A 19,544-nucleotide genomic window follows, 5' to 3' on the forward strand; every position below is an offset into this window, starting at 1 on the left:
TGCGGCCGTCTCGGCGGGCGAAGCCGGTGCGGCCGTTGCGGCCTGCGCCGTTGTCTGCACAGTTTTCAGCTGCAGGCGCGCGCTATGCACGCGCATGGTGATGAGCGAATCCGTGTCGTCATCAATCGGCTTGAGAGTGCCGAGCATGTCGATCACGCGCTGCGGCTCGCCCTGAGCCAGCCAGATATCGGCAACGATGGTCTGCATCGAACGCCGCACCGCGGCGGTGGCATCGGTTTGCTTGAGCGCCTGCGCAAGGTCAGCGTTTGCTGCCTCCGACTTGCCTTGCGCCGCGCGTGCATAGCCGCGCAACGTCCAGGCCATGATTTCCGTATCGTCGTAGGCAATGGCGTCATCCATGGCCCGCTCTACGCCAGGCAGATCGCCCGTGGCCAGCAGCCCGTCGATAAGTTGCAAGCGGTAGTCGAAACGCGCCGGCGCATAAACGACCGCCTGGCGTGCCAACTCGATGGCGCGCGCTGTATCGCCCGACTGGCGCGCGTTGAGCGCCTCCTCCGCCACCTTCATACCCAGGCCAACACCAATGAACTCGCGGCGGATGCGCAACGGCTCGCTGTCGCCAAACTGGCGGACGGCAGCCATATCGGCGTTCCACGCAGCGGCGTCATCGCCGGCCGCGCTGGAGGCGTCGATCAGCAATAGGCGAAAGCGCTTCAGATCGGGGCGCAGCGCAGTGACTTCGTTGGCGTAGCGCGCGGCACCGGCAAAGTCCTTGGCGTTGTATGCCTTGTAAGCGTTCTGCGCGGCCTCCAGCGCGTCGCCGGTCAGCAGCGGTCCGCCCTCCCCGTCCTTGGCCTGCCCATGCCCGGCCGCGTTGGCAGGTGCCCGCAAGGCGGCAACGCGCCTGCGCTGTTCGGCAAGCTGCCGGTCCGGGCCAAAACGCGCGGTAGCGCCATTGAGCACGCGCTCGGCTTGCGCATACTGCCGTTGCGCCGCCAGTGCGTCCGCCAGCAACAGATGGAGCGACATGACGTCGGGCCGCTGCCGAATCGCCTCGCGCGCCAGTGCGACGCAACTGCTGTACGCGCGGCGCTTGCAGGCATCGTAGGCCTGCTGTGCGACGCGATAGGCGGCACCCGCCAATGGCAAGGGCTTGGTGTCATGCGCTTGGGCATGCAGCAGCGTGGGGGCGCACAGTGCGCTCGCCAACGCGGCCGTCACCAAGCGCGCCGGAAGACGTTGCTGGAATGCGCGTGCGGGTATCACGTTCGGTTGCCTCATGCCGCTGCCGCCAGCACGCCGCCCAGGCGGTGCTGCTCCTTGATCACGTCGTCCAGTGCCTCGGGCGAGATCACGCCGCGGCTCACCATGTAGTCGCCGATACGGCCGTCGCGATGCGGGCTGTAGTCGCGCAGCGTGGCATCGAATGTTTCGCGCAGCACATGGCCACGCTCGATCAGCAGATCGCCCAGCAGCGGCACGCCACGCGCCGGGGCGGTACCGTCTGCCTGAGCGGCATGCGGCGCAAATGCGCCTGCGTCAACCACGCTCATGCCGCGCAACTGGCGCAGGCCCATGGCAATTTCGCCTTCACGCACGATCCGCTGCACCACGTCGCGCTGCAGTTCGGCTGCCACCTGCGCAAGCTCCGCGTCCTGCAGTGGGCTGGCGACCAGCACCACCAGGCGTCCGGCAGCGTCTTCGCCCTGCGGCAGCACGCGGTGGCGGATCACAGTGTCAAGCGGTAGCAAATGCGCATGCGCGCGCAGTTGCTCCAGGTCGAGTGCTCCGCGCTCCAGGTCCGCCTGGAAGGCAATCGCCTCGGCCAGCGTTTCGTCGTCCAGCCAGCCTTTGGCCATCAGCACACGGCCCAGGGGCGCCTGGCGGGCATGCGCGTCCTGCAGCGCCTGGTCCAGGTTCTCCTGCCCGATCGCCTGCCACGTCACCAGCAGTTCGCCCAACCGCGGACGCTCGCCGGTAAAGCCGTCTTCCGACGGGAAATCGTGCATGGTCTTGTCCCATGCCAGCCGCTTGCCGGTCACCAGATGGGTCAGGAACATCTTCCAGGCCCGCGATACCGCCATGAAGTTGATGAAGTTGCCGACGATCATGCGCGGCACCGACAGCACACCGTGCTCCCACCCATAGAGCTGCGTGACGAAATACACCCGCTGCACCACACGCAGCGTCAGCGCGATGGCGTTGAACCACAGCAGCGTGCCCAGCCATTCATATTTCGACAGCGGCGAGGCAATCAGCTCGGGCATCCATCCAAACTGGTCTGCCACCGCAAACAGCAAAAACTGCACGATGAGCACGTAGGCCAGAATGCCGACAAACGCGGTGACGATGCCCTTGCGGTCACGCGCGAGCAGGTAGCGGTTGGCCGGCCCGCCCGTCCAGCCGGTCTGCTTCCAGCCCTGCAGGCCGATGCCCAGCGCCCAGCGCGCCCGCTGCCGGTAGGCCGTGCGGAAGGTATCGGGAAAGAACTCGCGCACGCACAGCGGCATGGTGAGTGTGAATTCGCGCTCTGGCCCCAGGCCGAACCACGATTTGCGACGCATGCTGAACTGCACAGGAAAGCGTGCAAAGATCGACTGCATGCCCATCTTGCCCAGCCGCGCGCCCACGTCGTAGTCCTCGGTCAGGCTTTCGGTATTGAAGGGCTGGTTGTCTGTCTCGGCCGCAAGGGCCAGCAGCGCGCGCCGCGAGAAGCACGTCCCGACGCCGGCCGACGGCACCGTACCTGCCAGGCTCTCGCGCACCACGAGGTCCTTGCCGTGCCACTCGGCAAATTCATCCATGTAGGTGCCGGCCACCAGCTCGAACCAGTTCCGCTCCAGCGATGCCACCGGCAGCTGGATCATGTCCTTGCGCGGCAACAGGTAGTTGTAGAAGCGCAGCTCCAGCGGATGCAGCACGTCCTCGCTGTCATGCAGCACCACGCCGGCAAACTCGATGTTGTGGTCGCGCTCGTGCTTGAAGATGGCCTGGATGACCCAGTTCAGGCAGTCGGCCTTACAGGTCGGGCCATCGTGCGGCACTTCCACGCGGCGCAACTGCTTGTAGCGACGGCGCATGCGCTCCACTTCATTGATGGTTTGCGCGTCGTTCTGGTACGTGCCGACAAACACCATGTAGCTGCGGTAGTCCATCACGCCCACCATGTTCTCGATCATGGCTGCGATCACGTCGTACTCCAGCCATGCCGGCACCATGATGGCGATCGGCTGTTCGGCACGGGCCTTGAGCTGCTCGGCCGTCAGGGGCGTGTACACGCGCTTGACCGTGAAGAAGCGATAGACCTCACGTATCCAGTACCACACGTCGATGAACAGATCGTCGAGACTCGAAATCAGGATGAGCACCGCCACCACGATGGCCAGCAACTCCAGCCCGTGGTAGTACTGGGCCAGCAGGTGGCCCGCATACCATTGGATGACCTCGAACGTCACGACTTGGACTGACGACGCCGGCGTGCGTAGCCCGCCACCGCCAGCAGGATCAGGAACACCAGCACCACGACGCCCGGCCCTGCCCACGACCAGAAGCTCTTGGTCAGGCGCGGACGATCGTCATCGCTGGGCAGCACTTCACCAGGGTGCAGCGTGTCGAACACGCGGGCGATGCCGTCACTGGCCACCACCGCCACGTCGCCGCGCGACAGGCGCAGCGTGGCCGGCAATACCGGCGCCACCGGCCCGACTGTGCGGTAGACCACGCCCGTCGCACTGCCCGCCTTCGCCACCTGGACGATGCCGAGGTTGGTCAGGCCCGAAACATCGGCCAGCAGCTTGTCGGAGGCTGTCGTCAACGTCAGGCGATCTTTTGACAGCACGGCACGGCCGGTCTCGTCGCGCAGGGGCACGTCGATTGCCAGGAAGGTGTCTTTGGGCGTAGCCGCCTCGTTATCCGCAACCGCGGTGAGCTGGCTACGCGTGGGTGCGATCCCGGCGGCGTTGGCCAGGCGTGCAACGCGTGGCAGCGTTGCCGCTGCATCCCCCAGATAGGCGGCCGGTACGATCACGTTGGCCTGCGAGGCAAAGCGCGCAACCATGCCGGTAAAGTCCGGGTCCAGGCTGGCGGTTTCCAGCGTCACGTGGCTGCTCGGCAGTACGGCCACCGGATAGCCTTGCAGACGGGCCCGGCAGCCGTCTTCAGGCGGGCGCTGGAACAGCACGCGCAACAGGTTCGATGCCCCCAGCGCGTAGCGCGGAATGCGCGCCGTAATGCGCTGCACACGGCCGTTCTGGTTGAGCAGCTCCGAGCCGATCAGCATGCCGTTGAAATAGACTGACGCGACCTGACCGCTCACACTGGCCGACGGCGCTGCCGCAATGTCGAGCACCACTTCGCCCGGCAGCTTGCCCTGGCCGGAGACGGTGCTCAGGTCAAAGCTGGCATCCCACGTGGCACGCCCCAGCACCTCCATTGTCCGGGGCTCGCCGCCCAGCAGCGACAGCGCAACCTTGTCGCCATACGCGTGCGGTGCGCCTTCCAACTGGTGCACCACGATTCGGTTGGAGGTATCGATCGGCCGCCATGCCGCAGCCAACGCGGCCACCCCGCCAACATCGCCCGTCACGATCACGACTTGCCCCGGCAGATGCGCAAGCCGGACTTCACCTGCTGCCAACGGCTCAGTGATGGGCGCCCAGGTCTGCGCACGCCATTGGTCAAAGGCTTCGGCACCCGGCGCGGAGACTGCGGCAACCTGCGCGCGCAATGCATCCAGCGATGCCTTCAGGCTCGCGCGCAACGCGTCATCCGCCACCACGATGTCTGGCGCGAATGCCGAGCGCGACGCCAGCAGCACGAACGCGCCCACCTCCGCCGGGTTGGTCAGCTTGCGCTGGCCGCCAGCTGCCAGCGCGGCAAATGCCGGCGCCGCCTGCAATGCCTTGGGCACGCTCACACCGGTCAGGTCAACCGTATCCCCCACAACAGGCCACGCACGCACAACAGGACGCTTGTTCTCTGCCTGGAGCAGCGCGATCGTTCGCCAACTCACGTCGTACGCCGGCGCAGCCACCTTGTTTGCGCTCAGCGCGACGGTCGGTGCCGTCGGCAATGCGCTCCACGCGGTGCGCAAGTCCTTGACCGCAGCCGGATCAAAGCGATAGACGAGCCGCGACGTGGGGGTGATCCGCAGCACGTTGCCGATGGCGGTCTGGTCGGTACAGATGGTGTCGTTGATGACGGACGACCACTGCAGCCCCAGACGGACGAAGCCCGTGGGCCGCGGGCCGCCATCAACACCAAGGCTGGCCGTCGCATCACCCTGAAACTGGGTAAAGCCGCGCGCCAGCACCGGTGCGCCGTCCAGGGACACGAGCATGGTGGTGCGACCGCCGTCTGCGCGCATGTAGCTGCCGTCAAGCTGGAGCGTTGCATCGGAGATCGGCAGGTTGGCGGGCACCGGCAGGTACAGCTCGCGGATGGCATCCGGTGCCTGCAGCACCAGCGGCTCGCGCATGCCAACATCGGCCAGCGACAGGCTGCGCGTCACGACATGCCCCTGCGAGAGCTGAGCCAGTGCCGCGCCAATGTCGTCCGGCGCAGCCTGAGCACCGCCCGCGACCAGCATGGCAACCGCAAACGTTGCCAGCGAAGCGCGTGTCATGCCGCGAAAAGAACGTTCAGAATTCACGTCGATAGTCTCGCAATGATTGAGGGTGCGTTACCGCAGCAGGGGTTCAGGGGCAGCCACGGCGATGGGAGGATGCCCAGCGCCGTCGGCGTTGAATTCCTTGAACGGCTGCCCCGTCAGTGCAGCCACGATGCGGGCCGATGCGTGACCATCGCCATAAGGGTTGGAGCGGCCAGCGAACGTCTCGCCGACTGCCAGGTAATCCAGCACCATGCGCGCTTCCCGCACAATCGTTTCGCGCTGCGTACCGACCAGGCGTACCGTACCAGCTGCAATCGCCTCCGGACGCTCCGTCACGTCACGCATCACCAGCACCGGCTTGCCCAGCGCAGGCGCCTCTTCCTGGATACCACCCGAGTCAGTGAGGATGAGCGCCGAGCGCTGCATCAAGCGCACGAAGGTCAGGTAGTCCAGCGGCTCGATCAGGTGCACGTTGGACTCACCACTGAGTGCCTGCCGAACCGGTCCGCTGACGTTGGGGTTGAGGTGCACCGGATAGACGATCTGCGCGACATTGCTGCGCGCAAGATCGCCCAGCGCAGCGATGATCTCCGCAAAACCTGCCCCGAAGTTCTCGCGGCGGTGGCCGGTGACCAGCACCACTGGTTGCTGCGGATCGAGAAACGCCAGCGTCTGATCGAGTTGCGCACGCAGTGCGGCGTCAGCATCGATGCGCGCGGCGCTCAGATAGAGCGCGTCGATCACGGTATTGCCCGTCACGATGATGCGCCCCGACAGCGACTCCGCCAGCAGATTGATCCTGGAGCTGTCGGTTGGCGCAAACATCAGGTCGCTCATCACGTCGATCACGCGGCGGTTCATCTCTTCAGGCCATGGCTGCGCGAGATTTCCGGTCCGCAGGCCCGCTTCCACGTGCCCGATCGGGATCTGCCGGTGGAACGCGGCCAACGCGGCGGCACAGGCAGTGGTGGTATCGCCGTGCACCAGCACGCGGTCCGGCTTCTCAGTGGCAAGCACTTCGTCAATCGAGGCAATCAGCCGCGAGGCAAGACCGTTGAGTGTCTGGTTGCCGGTCATCAGCGCAAGGTCGTGATGCGGCTGGACACCAAACAGGTCGAGCACTTGCGACAACATAGTGCGGTGTTGCCCCGTCACGCAGACGATGGACTCCACGCCCGGCGTCTGCTCGAGTTGCTTGACCACCGGTGCCATCTTGATGGCCTCGGGCCGCGTACCGAAGATGGAAAGGATCTTGGTTGACATCAGGATTCGTTCTCTCGCTCTTGCAAATGCATCGCTACGGTCGGCAATGGCCGCGAAGCGAAACAGCCACGGTTCTCAATCCAAGCGGGGCGCGACATTACAGGGCACCAGCGTTCGCATGCAACGCCAGCGGCCATCACCCGGCTCACAACGACTTCAGCAGAAAGGTTGAGTGCGGGCGTGCAGAGATCACCCACGAGCGCACGTAGCGCTAAATCACCTATCCGAAATGCTTGGCCCAATCACCAATCGATCGGTTGACTCGACCACGTACAGCCCGCTGTGCAGCGCCAAGGGCAGCAACACCACGCCGGGCGCGCAGCGGCGCGCGCCAAGTCAACCCTGGAGCACAGCGCTCCTGGGCCTGGAAAATGTCAGCAGAGAATCAGGTCGGGCCGAACAGGAAGTCAGCCCGCGTGCCGTAGCGGCACGGGTGTGTTGGCAGAGGGGACGTCGTCCCTTTCCGTGTGATGGAAGTGAGCGCAGCAATCCCTTGCCAGGATTCGCTGCGCATCACCATCGTGCGTTGTTTCATGACCTTCCCCGTCACCAATAGAACAGACCAACATCGTCCGACCACCAACCCAAGGCTTAAACCTTTTTATTGATTTGATTACTTATTTTTCTTGTTCTCATCCCCCCCATGCCCGCGCACCAGCGCGTCTCGGTGGGTACAGCGATGCGCATACTAGCCCAAGACCCCTGACACGTCTCCACCAACCTGTGGGGAGTACTGGCTTTCCAACAATTGTTGATTATTCAGTTAGCGTTTCTTCACAGCCGCTGGATACCGATCAAGTTATGAAGCAAACAACATATTGAGAAAGCACTAAGATATTTGTTTGACAGCGACGACCGAAAAAGCACAATCGCGTGCATTGCCGCCTTTTAATTCCCCAAAGCACTGCCCGCGTCATTTCGTCGCAATTCGCACTCAATACCAGGAGAGATGGCCGCCGCTCCACACGCCATTCCCGACCGCGCGCTGCCAGCAGCGCCGTGAGCAACCTGCACGCGCACGCAACGCGACCAACACCGGGCTCCTTATCATCCGTTCTTGGAATACGGCGCTATCCTGATCAACTCACGGCGAGTGCCGTGTATGCCCAAGAACTCCGGGCAACACAAGATATTTGCAGCATGCCAACGCTCATTATTGTGGTGCGGAGCCGCTTTCCATCACCACGCGCTCTTCCAAATGAAGTGATACCCCCGAATTACCTACACCACCCCACGCAAGGCATTTAATATCTAATTAGCCATCAAAACATGGCGAATGCGCCTAAATTGCTTGCCATGGCATGATTGATGAAGTGGCCCACACCGCACTACCAAAGCAGATGTACACACTTCTCAAGCGATTTCAAATGCGCTAGCACAGATTGAATTTTACAGGAATGCAAAAGCGATATCAGCCTGCCGCACCCACCCATTCGGGGGGTCTGAATTCAAATACCTTTGATTGAACGACAATTTGTTTTGATTGAACGTCATCTCACATTGGCAAACAGCAACTGCAGAGCCATGCTCAGATGACCCACCCGCATACCGTGGCGCGCCGCAACCCGGGCAACCGCCGACATGACATTGGTCGTAGCCAGCCGTGGCTGTTTGGTCGGGCGCGCACCTGAGGATCCGGTACCACCCTGCGTGCCTACGCTGCGCCTCCGTCTCTGGCCAAGGGTATTTCCCGCGTTTCATGTGCGGCATCAAGCGCAACGGATTGACCAGCCGTTATAACCAACCCTATATTGCGCTAAACGCACCCGCCGGCCCCTTCACCCTCAACGCCCGCCCCCCCTGGCACACCACGCATCCGCATGACCGATTCCGTTTGGACGCCCCTGCTGCTCTCCCTCAAAGTGGCCGGCTGGGCAACCGCCCTCAACCTCATCCTGGGCGTAGCCGCAGCCTACGCGCTGGCGCGCACGCGCAGCCGCCTGCGTGACCTGATCGACTCTGTGCTGACGCTGCCGCTGGTGCTGCCACCCACCGTGCTGGGCTACTACCTGCTGGTGCTGCTGGGCCGGCGTGGCACGATCGGCGGATGGCTGGACAGCATGGGCATCCAGTTGGTCTTCACCTGGCAAGGGGCGGTCATTGCCTCGACGGTCGTCGCGTTTCCGCTGGTCATGAAGTCAGCGCGTGCCGCATTTGAAAGCGTCGATCACCAGTTGGAGAATGCTGCCCGCGTGCTCGGCCTGCCGGAAGCCGCCGTGTTCTTTCGCGTGACGCTGCCACTGGCTGCGCGCGGCATTGCAGCCGGTGTCTTGCTGGCGTTCGCGCGTGCACTGGGTGAATTTGGTGCCACGCTCATGATTGCCGGCAACCTGCCTGGCCGCACGCAGACGCTGTCGGTCGCCATCTATGAAGCCGTGCAGGCCGGCGACGATGCCACGGCCAACACGCTGGTGTTGATCACCTCGCTCACTTGCATCGTCGTGCTGGTGGTTGCCAGCCGCCTGCTGCAAGGCCGCGCACCCAGCCTGCAGGAGCAACCGGCATGAGCGCCAATCCCGCTGCGATGGTGGATCTCGTCATACAGAAAACACTGACGAGCGCTGCGCGCGTGTTCTCGCTGGACATTGCCGTGCGCTCCGACAGCCGACGCGTGGTGCTCTACGGCCCATCTGGCGCCGGCAAGAGCCTCACCATGCGCGCCATCGCCGGCCTGATGACGCCTGACCGAGGCCGCATCGTGCTGAATGGCCGCACGCTGTTCAACCACGCAGATGGCGTCAACCTCAGCACGCAGGAGCGCCGCGTCGGCTACCTCTTCCAGGACTACGCCCTCTTCAACTACCTGACGGTGGCGCAGAACATCGGCTTTGGGCTCAAGCGCGGGTGGTTCAATCCGCCTCGTCGCCTGAATGGTCAGCACGACGCACGCGTGCAGCAGTGGATCGAGACCTTCGAACTGGAAGCGGTGGCCGCCAACTATCCGACGCAGATCTCCGGTGGACAGCGCCAGCGCGTGGCGCTCGCCCGGGCGCTGATCGCCGAGCCCTCCATGCTGCTGCTCGACGAGCCCTTTGCCGCGCTGGACCCGGCATTGCGCACGCGCATGCGCTCGGAGTTGTCGGCACTGCAGCGGCGGCTGGATGTACCGATGCTGATGATCACGCACGATCCGGCGGACGTGGAGATCTTCGGTGACCACGTGTTCGAACTGCGCGATGGCCGTGTCGTGGCCGATGCGGTGCGCTCGCCCGAAGCGGCGCCACTGTCGCCGTATCCGCACTTGACGGCGGTTGCGAACCGCCAGTCCTAGAACACGCCCAGCGCCAGCCCTGTCGCCAGGGCTTCGCCCAGTGCGCGGCAACGCTCCAAATCTTCTGCACCGATCTGCTTGGCGGCCAGGATGGCCTCGGGCGCCTGCGCGTGGGTACAGACGATGATCGGCTCGGCCACGGGCCTGAGCCGCCAGCCGGTGGCGATGCGTTCGATCTGCCGCGCAGCGTTGTGCCCATCGCTGCCAGCGCAGACCAGGCAAGCGTACGGGCGACCATTGATGCGGTCGAGCACGGGGTAGTAGCTGCGGTCAAAGAAATCCTTGAGCTGACCACTGATGGCGGCCAGGTTTTCCGGTGTGGCAAAGAGGTAGCCATCGGCTGTCAACACGTCGCCGGGGCCAGCCTGCGTCGCTTGGAGCAGGCGTACCGCAACACTGCCCTCCGCGGCGGCGCCGGCCTGCGCGGCTTCCGCCATCTGCCGCGTGCCGCCCGTCATCGAGTGATAGACGATCAGCAGCGTCTTGAGCGCGGCCATGAGGCTCAGGCCAAACCGAGAATCACACTCGACGCTTCGAACACCGCCACGGCTTCCACACCTTCAGCCAGAGCCAGCGTTTCGACCGCCGTGCGCGAGAGCATGGCCACCAGCACGGTTTCTCCCGCAGACGCAGCGTTCGCATCCAACAGGCGCAAACGCACCTCGGCCTGCACCGCGCCGTCGCGAATTTCCGTTACCACGCACGGCAACTGGTTTTCCGCAGAGAGCCGCCACTCGCCCATACCATCGCCCATTCGGCGCAGCAGCATCACGGCTGGCGCCTTGATGAGCGCAACAGCCTGCACGCCCGGCACCAGCCCCAGCGTCTGCGTACTTTCCTGCGTGATGGTGGCCACCACGGCCTGACCGCCGGGCAAGCGCAGCGTGACCGCATCGTTGACGGCACCAGGGGCCACGGACTCCACCGTGCCGAACAGCGTATTGCGCGCACTCGTGCGCAGCATCAGGCGGCGCAGCACGCTCAGGTCTTCGCTGGCAGCCTGGGCTGCAGCATCCAGACGTTCAACAAAGCGGCGGTGCTCGGCCTCCAGCATGCGGAAGCTGTCGATCAGCCGTTGCGCGCGCGGCGTGAGCACGCTACCGCCGCCACCCTTGCCGCCCGTGGTACGTACCACAAGCGGCTCGCCGGCCAAGTTGTTCATGGTGTCGATGGCGTCCCAGGCGGCCTTGTAGGAAAGGCCTACGGCCTTGGCACCCGCCGTGATGGAGCCTGTCTGCCCAATGGCGGACAGCAGTTCGATTCGGCCGTGTCCGCCCCAGTTGTCTTCACCGGCGCGCAGCCAGATGGTGCCGTCGAGTTCCAGCATGTCGTCTCGTCGTGGATGGAGATTGCAACATGCGGATGTTAACGCCGATTCGGGTCACATCGCGCCGATCAGGGGCAGATCGGCGCATCGTCGGGCGAGGCAAGCTCAAGCCGCCATCAGGTGCGGCGTCCGCACATGCATCAGCACCGAACGCGAGAGCAGCAGCCCGCCCAGGAACCCGAACAACGCGCTGAACAGCGTCATGAAACCGGCGGATTGCAACACTTCCGGATGCATCGCCAGCATCACGTTGTAAGCGTAGCGGGCTGTGAACAGGCCCAGGATCACCACCATCGGCACCCAGCTGCCGGGAACGCGCACGGTGGCGGCCGATTCGGAGACGGCGCCGCTGGGTGGCATCAGGCGCGTCAGCAGGAAGGCCAATGCAATGGCGGCCAGCCATGCAGCCAGCGCAAGCGCGCTGCCGTGGCTCGCCATCACCACACCGTAGAACGAGTACGCAGCCACCACCAGCGGCAGCACGATCAGGCGACGGCGCGACACCACGCGGGGCTGCGTCTGGCGCAGGCCAAACGCAATCAGCACGACAAACACCACGAACACCCAGGTGGGCGTGTGCGACACGATGGAGGTGATCGATTCGAGCATGGCGGTCTCCCTGTTGGAATGACGCCAGCTTAGGCGCCGCATTCCGCACATGGGAGCAGTTTGCGACGAATGGCAGGAAGGCTGGCGCGAACAGTCAGCCTGGATGGCCAACCGAGCGCTCAGCCAAGCGCCGCGCGCACGCCGGCATCCACCACTGAAAGGTGTGCTCGCAGCAGCCGGTCAAAGCCTTCCGCCGTGACGGGCTTGCCGATGTAGTAGCCCTGGATTTCCTGGCAGCCAGCCTTGGCGAGAAACTCCACCTGATCAGCGTCTTCCACGCCTTCCGCCGTAACGGTCATACCCAGGGCGCGTGCCATGGCGACGATGGCCTCGGTCAGCGCCACCGAATCCGGATCATGCGGAATGCCCGTAATGAACGAGCGGTCGATCTTCACGTTGCTGATCGGGAAACGCTGCAAATACGACAGCGACGAGTACCCCGTGCCGAAATCGTCGATGGAAATACGGATGCCCTGCGCGGTGAGCGCGTCGAACATCGGGCGGACTTCGTCTGCACCGCCCATCAGCAGGCTTTCGGTAATTTCCACTTCCAGCGCGGTGGGTGGCAGGCCGGTCTCGGCCAGCGTTTGCTCGATCATCGGCACCACATCACCGGCCTGGAACTGACGCGCTGACAAGTTGACCGCCATGCGGAAGTCATAGCCCAGTGCCTCGTACCACGTCACCGCCTGTTCGCATGCACGGCGCAGCACCCATTCGCCAATCGGCACGATCAGGCCGGTCTCTTCTGCCACCGGAATGAACTCGACCGGCGAGATGGCACCCAGCTTGGCGCTGTTCCAGCGCAGCAGCGCTTCGGCACCAACGATCCGATGGCTGGCCAGGTCGTACTTGGGCTGATAGACGAGTTGCAGTTCGTTGTTCTCGCGCGCGTCGCGCAGCGCATTCTCCAGCAAATAGCGGCGCTGCAGGCGGGCGTTGAGCTCGGCCGTGTAGAACTGTGCACGGTTGCGGCCATTCTGCTTGGCACGGTACATGGCCGCATCGGCCGAGCGCAGCAGGTCCGAGCCGGAAATGCCGTCGTGCGGATACAGCGCCACGCCAATCGATACGCCCAGGTAATAGCGCCCGTTGACGGTATCGAACGGCTCGCGCATGGTTTGCAGCAAACGCTCGGCCAGCAGCGCAATGCGCTTACCTTCGACGCGCTGCTCGATCAGGATGACGAACTCATCGCCGCCCAGTCGGGCGATCACGTCGCCAGGGCCGATGCAGTCGGTCAGGCGTGCGGCAGCGCTCTGCAGCAGCGTGTCGCCGCAGGCATGGCCAGCGGTGTCGTTCACGCTCTTGAAGCGGTCCAGATCCAGGAAGAACAACGCGAGCTCGCGGCTTTCGTCACGCACGCGCTCGATGGCGTTTTCCAGGTGGGAGATAAAGAAGCTGCGGTTGGTCAGGCCCGTCAGCGCGTCATGCGCCGCAAGATGGCGCAGGCGTTGCTCGGCGCGTTTGATGTCGGTGATATCGGCGAACGACAGCATGATGCTGCTGGGCACCGGCTCGCCCTGGCGACGGATCGGGATGATGTTCTCGCGAATCCATACCAACTCGCCGGTCTTGAGCAGAAGCCCGTAGACCCGCCCCAAAATCGGCTCGCCACTGCGCTTCACGAGCTGCGAAGGCAGGACATCGTGCGCGATCTCGTTGCCATCTTCGTCGATCACGCGTTGTAGTGGGTCCAGCCGGTTGCGCCCGACCAGTTGTCCGGCACGCACGCGCAGGATGCGCTCGGCGCTGGCATTGGCTGCCAGCACCACGCCATCCAGATTCTGGATCAGCACGCCCTCGTTCAGGTGCGAGATCGCCAGGCGATAACGCTCTTCGCTCTCGGCCAGGCCGCGCTCGATGGTGTCTTTCTGAATGGCGACGCCAGCCAGGTGGGTTACATCGTCGAGGAAATTCAGCTCTTCTTCGCTGGGCAGGCATGGCTGGCGATAGAACAGCGTGAGCGCGCCCAGCTTGTCACCACGAGAAGAGCGAATCGGCAACGCCCAGGCCGCCGCAAAGCCCGCAGCCAGTGCCGCGGTGCGCTCATGCTGCCAGCGCGGGTCGGTTGCGATATCGCCAATGAGGGCGGCACTGCCCAGGTAGACCGCGCAGCCGCATGCACCAGCATCGGGGCCGACGGGCGAGTTCTCCAGCGTCGCCGCGTAAGCCGCGGGCAACGTGGGCGCAGCAGCGATGCGCAGGGTCTGGCTTTCGTCCTGTTTGTCGGCATCCAGCAGCAGCACCGCCGCCATGGCATTCGGGTAGACCTGCTCGACGTACAGGCACAAGTGGCGCAGCACCGTCGACAGCGTCGCATTGGAAGCGAGTTGCGCTAGCACAGCGTTCTCCGAGGCGAGCAGGCGGCGTGCTTGCAAGGCTTCGGCACGGGCCTGTACGGCGTGGCGCTCAAGCGCGTGGCGCGAGCCGGCCTCGCGCAGCACCAGCATCACAGCCGGTTGACCCTCGTGCTCGCACGCGGCGGCTTCACTCGCAACCAGCACATGGGTGTAGTCGGCACGCACCAAGCGGTGCTCGACGGGCTGGGCCCCCAAGCCTCCGCTCACCATGCGCGCCAGACGCGGCACGGCCTGGCCCACGTCATCCGGGTGGATCAGCCCGGCAAGCTGTGCACCTTCAAGCTGCTCCGGCGCCTGCGCATTCATCAGACGCGCAGCGGCAGGATTGGCCCGCACGACACGCCCTTCCACCGTCAGCAGCACGGCATCGGACGACAGGCGCGCCAGCGCATCGAAATCCGTGCCCGCAGCCTGCTCTTCGGCTGCGATCTGCGCCGGGGTAACAGGTGCCGTTGCCGGGTGTGACATGACCTCCGGGGCCAGCTCCGCGGCAACAGGAAGGGCTCCGGCATCGGCCGGATGGGAACGGTTCATCGGGGATACGGTTGCTTGGTCAGCGACTGCAGTGGAAAGCGCAGCCTACACACGTTTCGACCCTATCCACAACGGCAAGCCGGCAGAAAACTGAAGAGCGCTCTGCACGATCACCTGAGCGCGGGCACCATCGCCAAAGAAAAACCCGCGCTCAGTTGACGAGGCGCGGGTTGAAATCTCTGGACCGTGTCGATCTGTTCCAGAGAGGAGAACCGACCCATGAAGCGCCGGGCACATAGCTGCCCCGGCATCGCTTCCATGCTTTAAATAATAGTGTCCCGCCCAGAAAAACAAAGAGCGGAAAAGGCAGGGTATTCCATCCCTTTTTATAATCCACCCCATTTTTTCGGCGCCTTTTTTTTGGGCACCGCACGAACCGCGTTGCTGCTTGCCCCGTCTGCGTGCGCTGGCGATCTACGATGCACCGCACCGTGATACGGATGGTGCATATAAATCTCCCCGGCATATTGGTTGGTCGAAACACGCACGTGAATGTTCCGCGCCGGGCTCGACATCGGTCGATTATGTCGATTGCGTGAATCATTTGCGCAGGGTGAATCACCTTCAGACGGACGATGGGGCAGTTTGCCGCGTCAAGTTTCGACACGAAGTGCCGTTACACTCCAGTGATCCCGCCTGCCCGCATTGCTTTACAGGCGCATTCTGACCCCCGTGCTTTGACCGTCATGCCGTCTCTTTCCCCCACGTCCCGATCGCCGTCGGCATCACCTGTGTTGCGGCGTTCCACGCGATTGCTGATTGCCGTAGCGACACTGGCCGCGCTGGTGATACTGCCGCGCGCGCATGCCTCAGCACAGCCGAGCGTGCCGCGCAACGCAGCTACCACCAGTGCACCGGCTGCTGCCGAGCCCCCCGCACCGACCTCGACTACGACCGCCAAGAACAGCAAGGAAGGCAAGGCCCCCACCTGTCAGGCCATCATGCAGCGCCTCTCGGGCAGCCTGGCAGGCACGCCCAGCCGGGCCGACAAGCCTGGCGCTGTGATGGTCGACTTCGAAAAATCCGGCGTGACCATGGCCTGCAGCCACTCCGACGCCGTCGCCATTCCGGTCCCCGGCAACGCCAAGCCGCGATGACCAGCACCGCAATCGCGCGCGGTGTGCTTGCCGGCATGCTGGCCGCACTGGCCATGACCGCCTTCAGCGTGATCGGCGCCGAACGCTGGATCACGCTGCCCGATCAACCCGATAGCTATGCGTCGCTGGATGCCGGCAGCATCCAGCGCATGCCCAGCGGCCCCGTCAGTGCCTGGGTGCGCGTGGAGGCATCCAATCGCGCGGGCATGCGTTCATTGCAGCGCATGTTCGGCGCCTTCCGCGGCGACATGGCCGATTTTCTCTACACCGTCGACTGCCGCAGCCGGCAGTTCTCTGTCTCTCGTGCCAAGTTGTACCAGGGCGCCATGACCGTCATCGAGAAGCAGTTCGCCAACGACGCCAACTGGCAGCGCGTGGATGGCGTGGGCCTGGCGGGTGCAGTGGCGCACGAACTCTGCCCAGGCTAGCGGCCGAGGCCGCCCCTCACCGGCGGCGCGATCGTTGGTAACATCGACGCGTGCGCCCCACCCTCGACCCCACTTCGCCTGACCCACGCGTGACCGCAGACGCCAGCGTCTTCGGCACGCTTGCACGCGGGTCGCGCGCATCGCTGGAGCGCGTTGCCAATCTGGGCGATGGCGTAACCGCTGCCATCTGGTGCAACGAGCACGACGAGGCGCGCTACGTCCAGCCGGGCCACCACACACTGTCGGTGTACCTGCAAGGCGGCTACACCACGCACCGGCAGGATTTGCCGAACTTGTTTGGCGCGCCGGGCCGTGTGTGCATGCTGCCGGCCGAGCACGAGTCGGCCTGGGTGATCGAGCAGCCGATGCGCTTCGTCCATCTGTACTTCGCACCCGACGCATTGGCCGGGCATGCCGTACGTCTGCTCGACGCCGAGCCGCGCCTGTTTACCCTGCACGACCGCACCTTCATTGAAGACGCGCGCCTCGCGCAATCGTGCGCACGCATCGCTCAACTCGACTGGACCGACCTGGACGACCGTATGTGTGCCAACGCGCTGGCCAACGATACGCTGTCATATCTCGTACAGACACAAGGCCGCACGCGTGCGCTGGCGGTGCGCGGCGGGCTGGCGCCGCACGTGTGCCGCCGCATTTCCGCACGCATTGAAGCCGAGCTGGACGCGCTGCTGTCGATTGGGGAGCTGGCGGCCGAAGCCAATCTGTCGGAATTCCATTTCGCGCGGATGTTTCGCGCATCGTTTGGAGTCGCACCTCACGAGTGGGTTCTGCAGCAGCGCATTGCGCGTGCACAAGACCTGCTGCGATCGACCACCCTGTCGCTGGCAACGATTGCCGAGCGCTGCGGCTTTGCCAGCCCGAGCCATTTCAGCCGGCGCTTTGCCGCTCAACTCGGGGCGTCGCCCTCGCGCTATCGGCAGGCTTGGCAAGGCAAGTAGCTCGCCTGTCGTGCGCACCAAAAACGAACGACCGTATTTCAGCAACCGCTGAAGAGTGGCGCCCGGCCTAGCGTTTTCCACGATAGAGGTGTCGTGTGCAGTGCAGTAGTTTGGAAGTGGGTTCCCCATGGAGAGCACCATGTTTACCCATATCCTTTTGCCGACCGACGGCTCCGAGCAATGCCGCAAGGCAATCGACGGCGCATTGAAACTCGCGCGCGCCACAGGCTGCCGCCTGACCGCTTACACCTGCATCGAAGAATTCCCCAACATGGCGTATTCCGCCGGGGTGGGCGAGTGTCCACACGCGCACTACATGGAGCAGGTGCAAGGCCACGCGAAAGACTGTATCGACCGCATTGCCGAGCGCGCCCAGGAAGAAGGCATCCAGTTCGACAGCGATGTCTCACAATTTGCCGAGCCCTACCTTGGCATTCTGGATGCGGCGAAGCGGCACGCGTGCGACGTCATCTTCATGGCATCGCACGGGCACCGTAGCTTGATGGGCCGATTGCTGATCGGCAATGAAACGCGCAAGGTGCTGACCTACGCGCATGTGCCCGTGGTGGTCTACCGCTAGCGGCGGCAGCCCCACCGGCAAGCCTGATTACATTGCCGCCAGTTCCTGCGCGGGTGCATCTTCGCCCTGCTCAAGCTCGGCCATGCGCCGCGCTTCGCGATCAGTGACTTGCTTGCGCTGTTCAGGCGTCAGCACCTGCATGATCTTGGCGCCGGCTTGCGCGCGCAGTTGGGCTTCGCGGGTAACCGCGCGGCCCAGCGCTTCGGACAGCGTGCGAACGCGTGCTTCATCGTACTGGCCGGACATCACCATCTGACGCAGGTCACGACGCGCATGTGCGACGGCCTTGTGTTGCTCGCGCTCCTGCGGCATCTGCGCATACTTGATGGCGAAAATCTTGTCGCGCTGTTCTTCGGTCAGCTTCAGGCCACGCAGGAAGAACTCGCCACCGTGGTGGCGCCCCATACCGTGCGGCCCCATCGGGCCCTGCCCGTGCTGCATCATGCCCGGCCCATGCCCAGGCATCGGCGATATGGGTGTTGCGTCGGGGGCGGCAGTCTGGGCCAGCGCAGCACAAGACAAGAAAAGCCCGGCAGCAACGGCAACCAGGCGGCGGGAAGTCACAGCGATCATGATGAGGCTCCTGATGAGAATATCGGCCGAACACGCCAGCCATATGCTCACTGTAGCCATCGGTGTCGCACCAAAGGTGGGCAAACAGAGGAGTTTTCTTTAACGCCTGTTACGCCACAATCGGCATGCAGCCGCATCAAACACATCAAGCGTCGAGCCGATACCCCACACCGTAGACGGAGTGGATCATGTCGGTGCCGGGGCTCAGCAACTCCATCTTGCGGCGCAGATTCTTGACGTGCGTATCGACCGTGCGGTCGGTCACGATGCGGTGGTCGTCGTAGATCTGCTCAAGCAGATTTGCGCGCGAGAGGATGCGCCCCGGCGCACCGGCCAATGCCGCGAGCAGGCGGAACTCCACGGGCGTGAGATCCAGGCGCTGGCCCCGCAGCGTGGCGGAATACGCGGAGCCGTCGATCACGAGCGCGCTCTCGGGCAGGCCGCCGCCGCGCTGCGCGCGCCGCAGAATGGTCTTGATGCGCGCGACCAGTTCACGCGGGCTGAAGGGCTTGCAGATGTAGTCATCTGCACCGAGTTCGAGGCCGAGCAGGCGGTCGATCTCTTCCACGCGCGCCGTCACCATGACGATGGGGACCTCGCTGAAGGTCCGCACTTCACGGCAGATTTCCAGACCGTCCTTTCCGGGCAGCATCAGGTCGAGCACCACCAGTTCGGGCATGGCCTCGCGCACGCGCTGCACCGCGTTCGTACCATCGGCCAACCACTCGGTTTCATAGTGGGCGGCACGCAGATAATCGATCGTCAGTGCGGCCAGCTTGGGTTCGTCTTCAATGATCAGAATCATGGTCAGCAAGCGGATCAAGCAGATCAAGAATGGGCAGGCGGATGATGATCCAGAGCCCGCCCAGCGGCGAGGGCCTGGCCTCAATGGTGCCACCATGCGCGGCAACAATAGTCTGACACAGGCTCAGGCCCAGCCCTGCGCCGCCCTGCGCACGACTGCGAGA

General features: G+C 64.2%; 17 protein-coding genes and 1 pseudogene. 6 read left to right on the plus strand and 12 right to left on the minus strand.

Annotation, left to right across the window (positions count from 1 at the left end; genetic code table 11):
* The 5 genes and pseudogenes from JHD73_RS19615 to JHD73_RS19635 form a co-directional block, all read right to left on the minus strand.
* Nucleotides 1-1,242 (minus strand): annotated as a pseudogene (locus JHD73_RS19615) (bacteriophage N4 adsorption protein A); the annotation flags it as partial.
* Nucleotides 1,239-3,416, minus strand: coding sequence for a glycosyl transferase family protein (locus JHD73_RS19620; protein ID WP_199031903.1), 2,178 nt, complete (start codon nucleotides 3,414-3,416; stop codon nucleotides 1,239-1,241). The gene JHD73_RS19620 and the pseudogene JHD73_RS19615, both read right to left, overlap by 4 nt.
* Nucleotides 3,413-5,584, minus strand: coding sequence for a cellulose biosynthesis cyclic di-GMP-binding regulatory protein BcsB (locus tag JHD73_RS19625; RefSeq protein WP_199031904.1), 2,172 nt, complete (start codon nucleotides 5,582-5,584; stop codon nucleotides 3,413-3,415). The genes JHD73_RS19620 and JHD73_RS19625 overlap by 4 nt, the downstream gene beginning before the upstream one ends.
* Nucleotides 5,585-5,641: 57 nt before the next feature.
* The gene (gene wecB, locus JHD73_RS19630; protein ID WP_199031905.1) at nucleotides 5,642-6,835 is read right to left on the minus strand and encodes a non-hydrolyzing UDP-N-acetylglucosamine 2-epimerase; all 1,194 of its coding nucleotides are present in this window, start codon (nucleotides 6,833-6,835) and stop codon (nucleotides 5,642-5,644) included.
* Nucleotides 6,836-7,220: 385 nt separating this feature from the next.
* The gene (locus tag JHD73_RS19635; RefSeq protein WP_199031906.1) at nucleotides 7,221-7,370 is read right to left on the minus strand and encodes a hypothetical protein; all 150 of its coding nucleotides are present in this window, start codon (nucleotides 7,368-7,370) and stop codon (nucleotides 7,221-7,223) included.
* 1,285 nt (nucleotides 7,371-8,655) lie between these two features.
* Here JHD73_RS19635 and modB point away from each other — a divergent pair.
* Nucleotides 8,656-9,342: a molybdate ABC transporter permease subunit gene (gene modB / locus JHD73_RS19640; protein WP_199031907.1), complete on the plus strand. Its 687-nt coding sequence runs from the start codon at nucleotides 8,656-8,658 to the stop codon at nucleotides 9,340-9,342.
* Nucleotides 9,339-10,106, plus strand: a complete 768-nt coding sequence (locus JHD73_RS19645) for a sulfate/molybdate ABC transporter ATP-binding protein (protein WP_233177064.1) — start codon at nucleotides 9,339-9,341, stop codon at nucleotides 10,104-10,106. The genes modB and JHD73_RS19645 overlap by 4 nt, the downstream gene beginning before the upstream one ends.
* Here JHD73_RS19645 and JHD73_RS19650 read toward each other — a convergent pair.
* The 4 genes from JHD73_RS19650 to JHD73_RS19665 all read right to left on the minus strand — a co-directional run bounded on the left by JHD73_RS19650 (nucleotide 10,103) and on the right by JHD73_RS19665 (nucleotide 14,939).
* Nucleotides 10,103-10,603 (minus strand): flavodoxin family protein, encoded by a 501-nt coding sequence (locus JHD73_RS19650; RefSeq protein ID WP_199031908.1) that lies wholly within the window; start codon nucleotides 10,601-10,603, stop codon nucleotides 10,103-10,105. The two genes, JHD73_RS19645 and JHD73_RS19650, sit on opposite strands and share 4 nt — an antisense overlap.
* Before the next feature lie 5 nt (nucleotides 10,604-10,608).
* The gene (locus JHD73_RS19655; protein ID WP_199031909.1) at nucleotides 10,609-11,433 is read right to left on the minus strand and encodes a TOBE domain-containing protein; all 825 of its coding nucleotides are present in this window, start codon (nucleotides 11,431-11,433) and stop codon (nucleotides 10,609-10,611) included.
* Between the two features lie 105 nt (nucleotides 11,434-11,538).
* A complete protein-coding gene (locus JHD73_RS19660) occupies nucleotides 11,539-12,042 on the minus strand; it encodes a DUF6622 family protein (protein WP_199031910.1) in 504 nt (167 codons plus the stop codon).
* 119 nt (nucleotides 12,043-12,161) lie between these two features.
* Nucleotides 12,162-14,939: an EAL domain-containing protein gene (locus JHD73_RS19665; protein WP_199031911.1), complete on the minus strand. Its 2,778-nt coding sequence runs from the start codon at nucleotides 14,937-14,939 to the stop codon at nucleotides 12,162-12,164.
* Nucleotides 14,940-15,670: 731 nt separating this feature from the next.
* Here JHD73_RS19665 and JHD73_RS19670 point away from each other — a divergent pair.
* The 4 genes from JHD73_RS19670 to JHD73_RS19685 all read left to right on the plus strand — a co-directional run bounded on the left by JHD73_RS19670 (nucleotide 15,671) and on the right by JHD73_RS19685 (nucleotide 18,003).
* Nucleotides 15,671-16,036, plus strand: coding sequence for a glycoprotein (locus JHD73_RS19670; RefSeq protein ID WP_368735549.1), 366 nt, complete (start codon nucleotides 15,671-15,673; stop codon nucleotides 16,034-16,036).
* Nucleotides 16,033-16,464 carry a hypothetical protein gene (locus JHD73_RS19675; protein ID WP_199031913.1) on the plus strand — a complete coding sequence of 144 codons (432 nt, stop codon included), beginning with the start codon at nucleotides 16,033-16,035 and terminating at the stop codon, nucleotides 16,462-16,464. Before JHD73_RS19670 ends, JHD73_RS19675 begins: the two co-directional genes overlap by 4 nt.
* Before the next feature lie 50 nt (nucleotides 16,465-16,514).
* Nucleotides 16,515-17,423: a helix-turn-helix domain-containing protein gene (locus JHD73_RS19680; protein WP_199031914.1), complete on the plus strand. Its 909-nt coding sequence runs from the start codon at nucleotides 16,515-16,517 to the stop codon at nucleotides 17,421-17,423.
* Nucleotides 17,424-17,562: 139 nt separating this feature from the next.
* On the plus strand, nucleotides 17,563-18,003 hold the full coding sequence (locus tag JHD73_RS19685; RefSeq protein ID WP_199031915.1) for a universal stress protein: 441 nt from the start codon (nucleotides 17,563-17,565) through the stop codon (nucleotides 18,001-18,003).
* A gap of 27 nt (nucleotides 18,004-18,030) precedes the next feature.
* Here JHD73_RS19685 and JHD73_RS19690 read toward each other — a convergent pair whose 3' ends face one another.
* From JHD73_RS19690 to JHD73_RS19700, 3 genes are all read right to left on the minus strand, one after another.
* Nucleotides 18,031-18,576 (minus strand): Spy/CpxP family protein refolding chaperone, encoded by a 546-nt coding sequence (locus JHD73_RS19690; protein WP_199031916.1) that lies wholly within the window; start codon nucleotides 18,574-18,576, stop codon nucleotides 18,031-18,033.
* 145 nt (nucleotides 18,577-18,721) lie between these two features.
* Nucleotides 18,722-19,381, minus strand: a complete 660-nt coding sequence (locus JHD73_RS19695) for a response regulator (RefSeq protein WP_199031917.1) — start codon at nucleotides 19,379-19,381, stop codon at nucleotides 18,722-18,724.
* On the minus strand, nucleotides 19,365-19,544 hold a 180-nt coding region (locus tag JHD73_RS19700; protein WP_233177065.1), incomplete at its 5' end, for an ATP-binding protein. The genes JHD73_RS19695 and JHD73_RS19700, both read right to left, overlap by 17 nt.

This window comes from Ralstonia sp. ASV6 (assembly GCF_016429285.1).
GTDB classification, from domain to species: domain Bacteria; phylum Pseudomonadota; class Gammaproteobacteria; order Burkholderiales; family Burkholderiaceae; genus Ralstonia; species Ralstonia flaminis.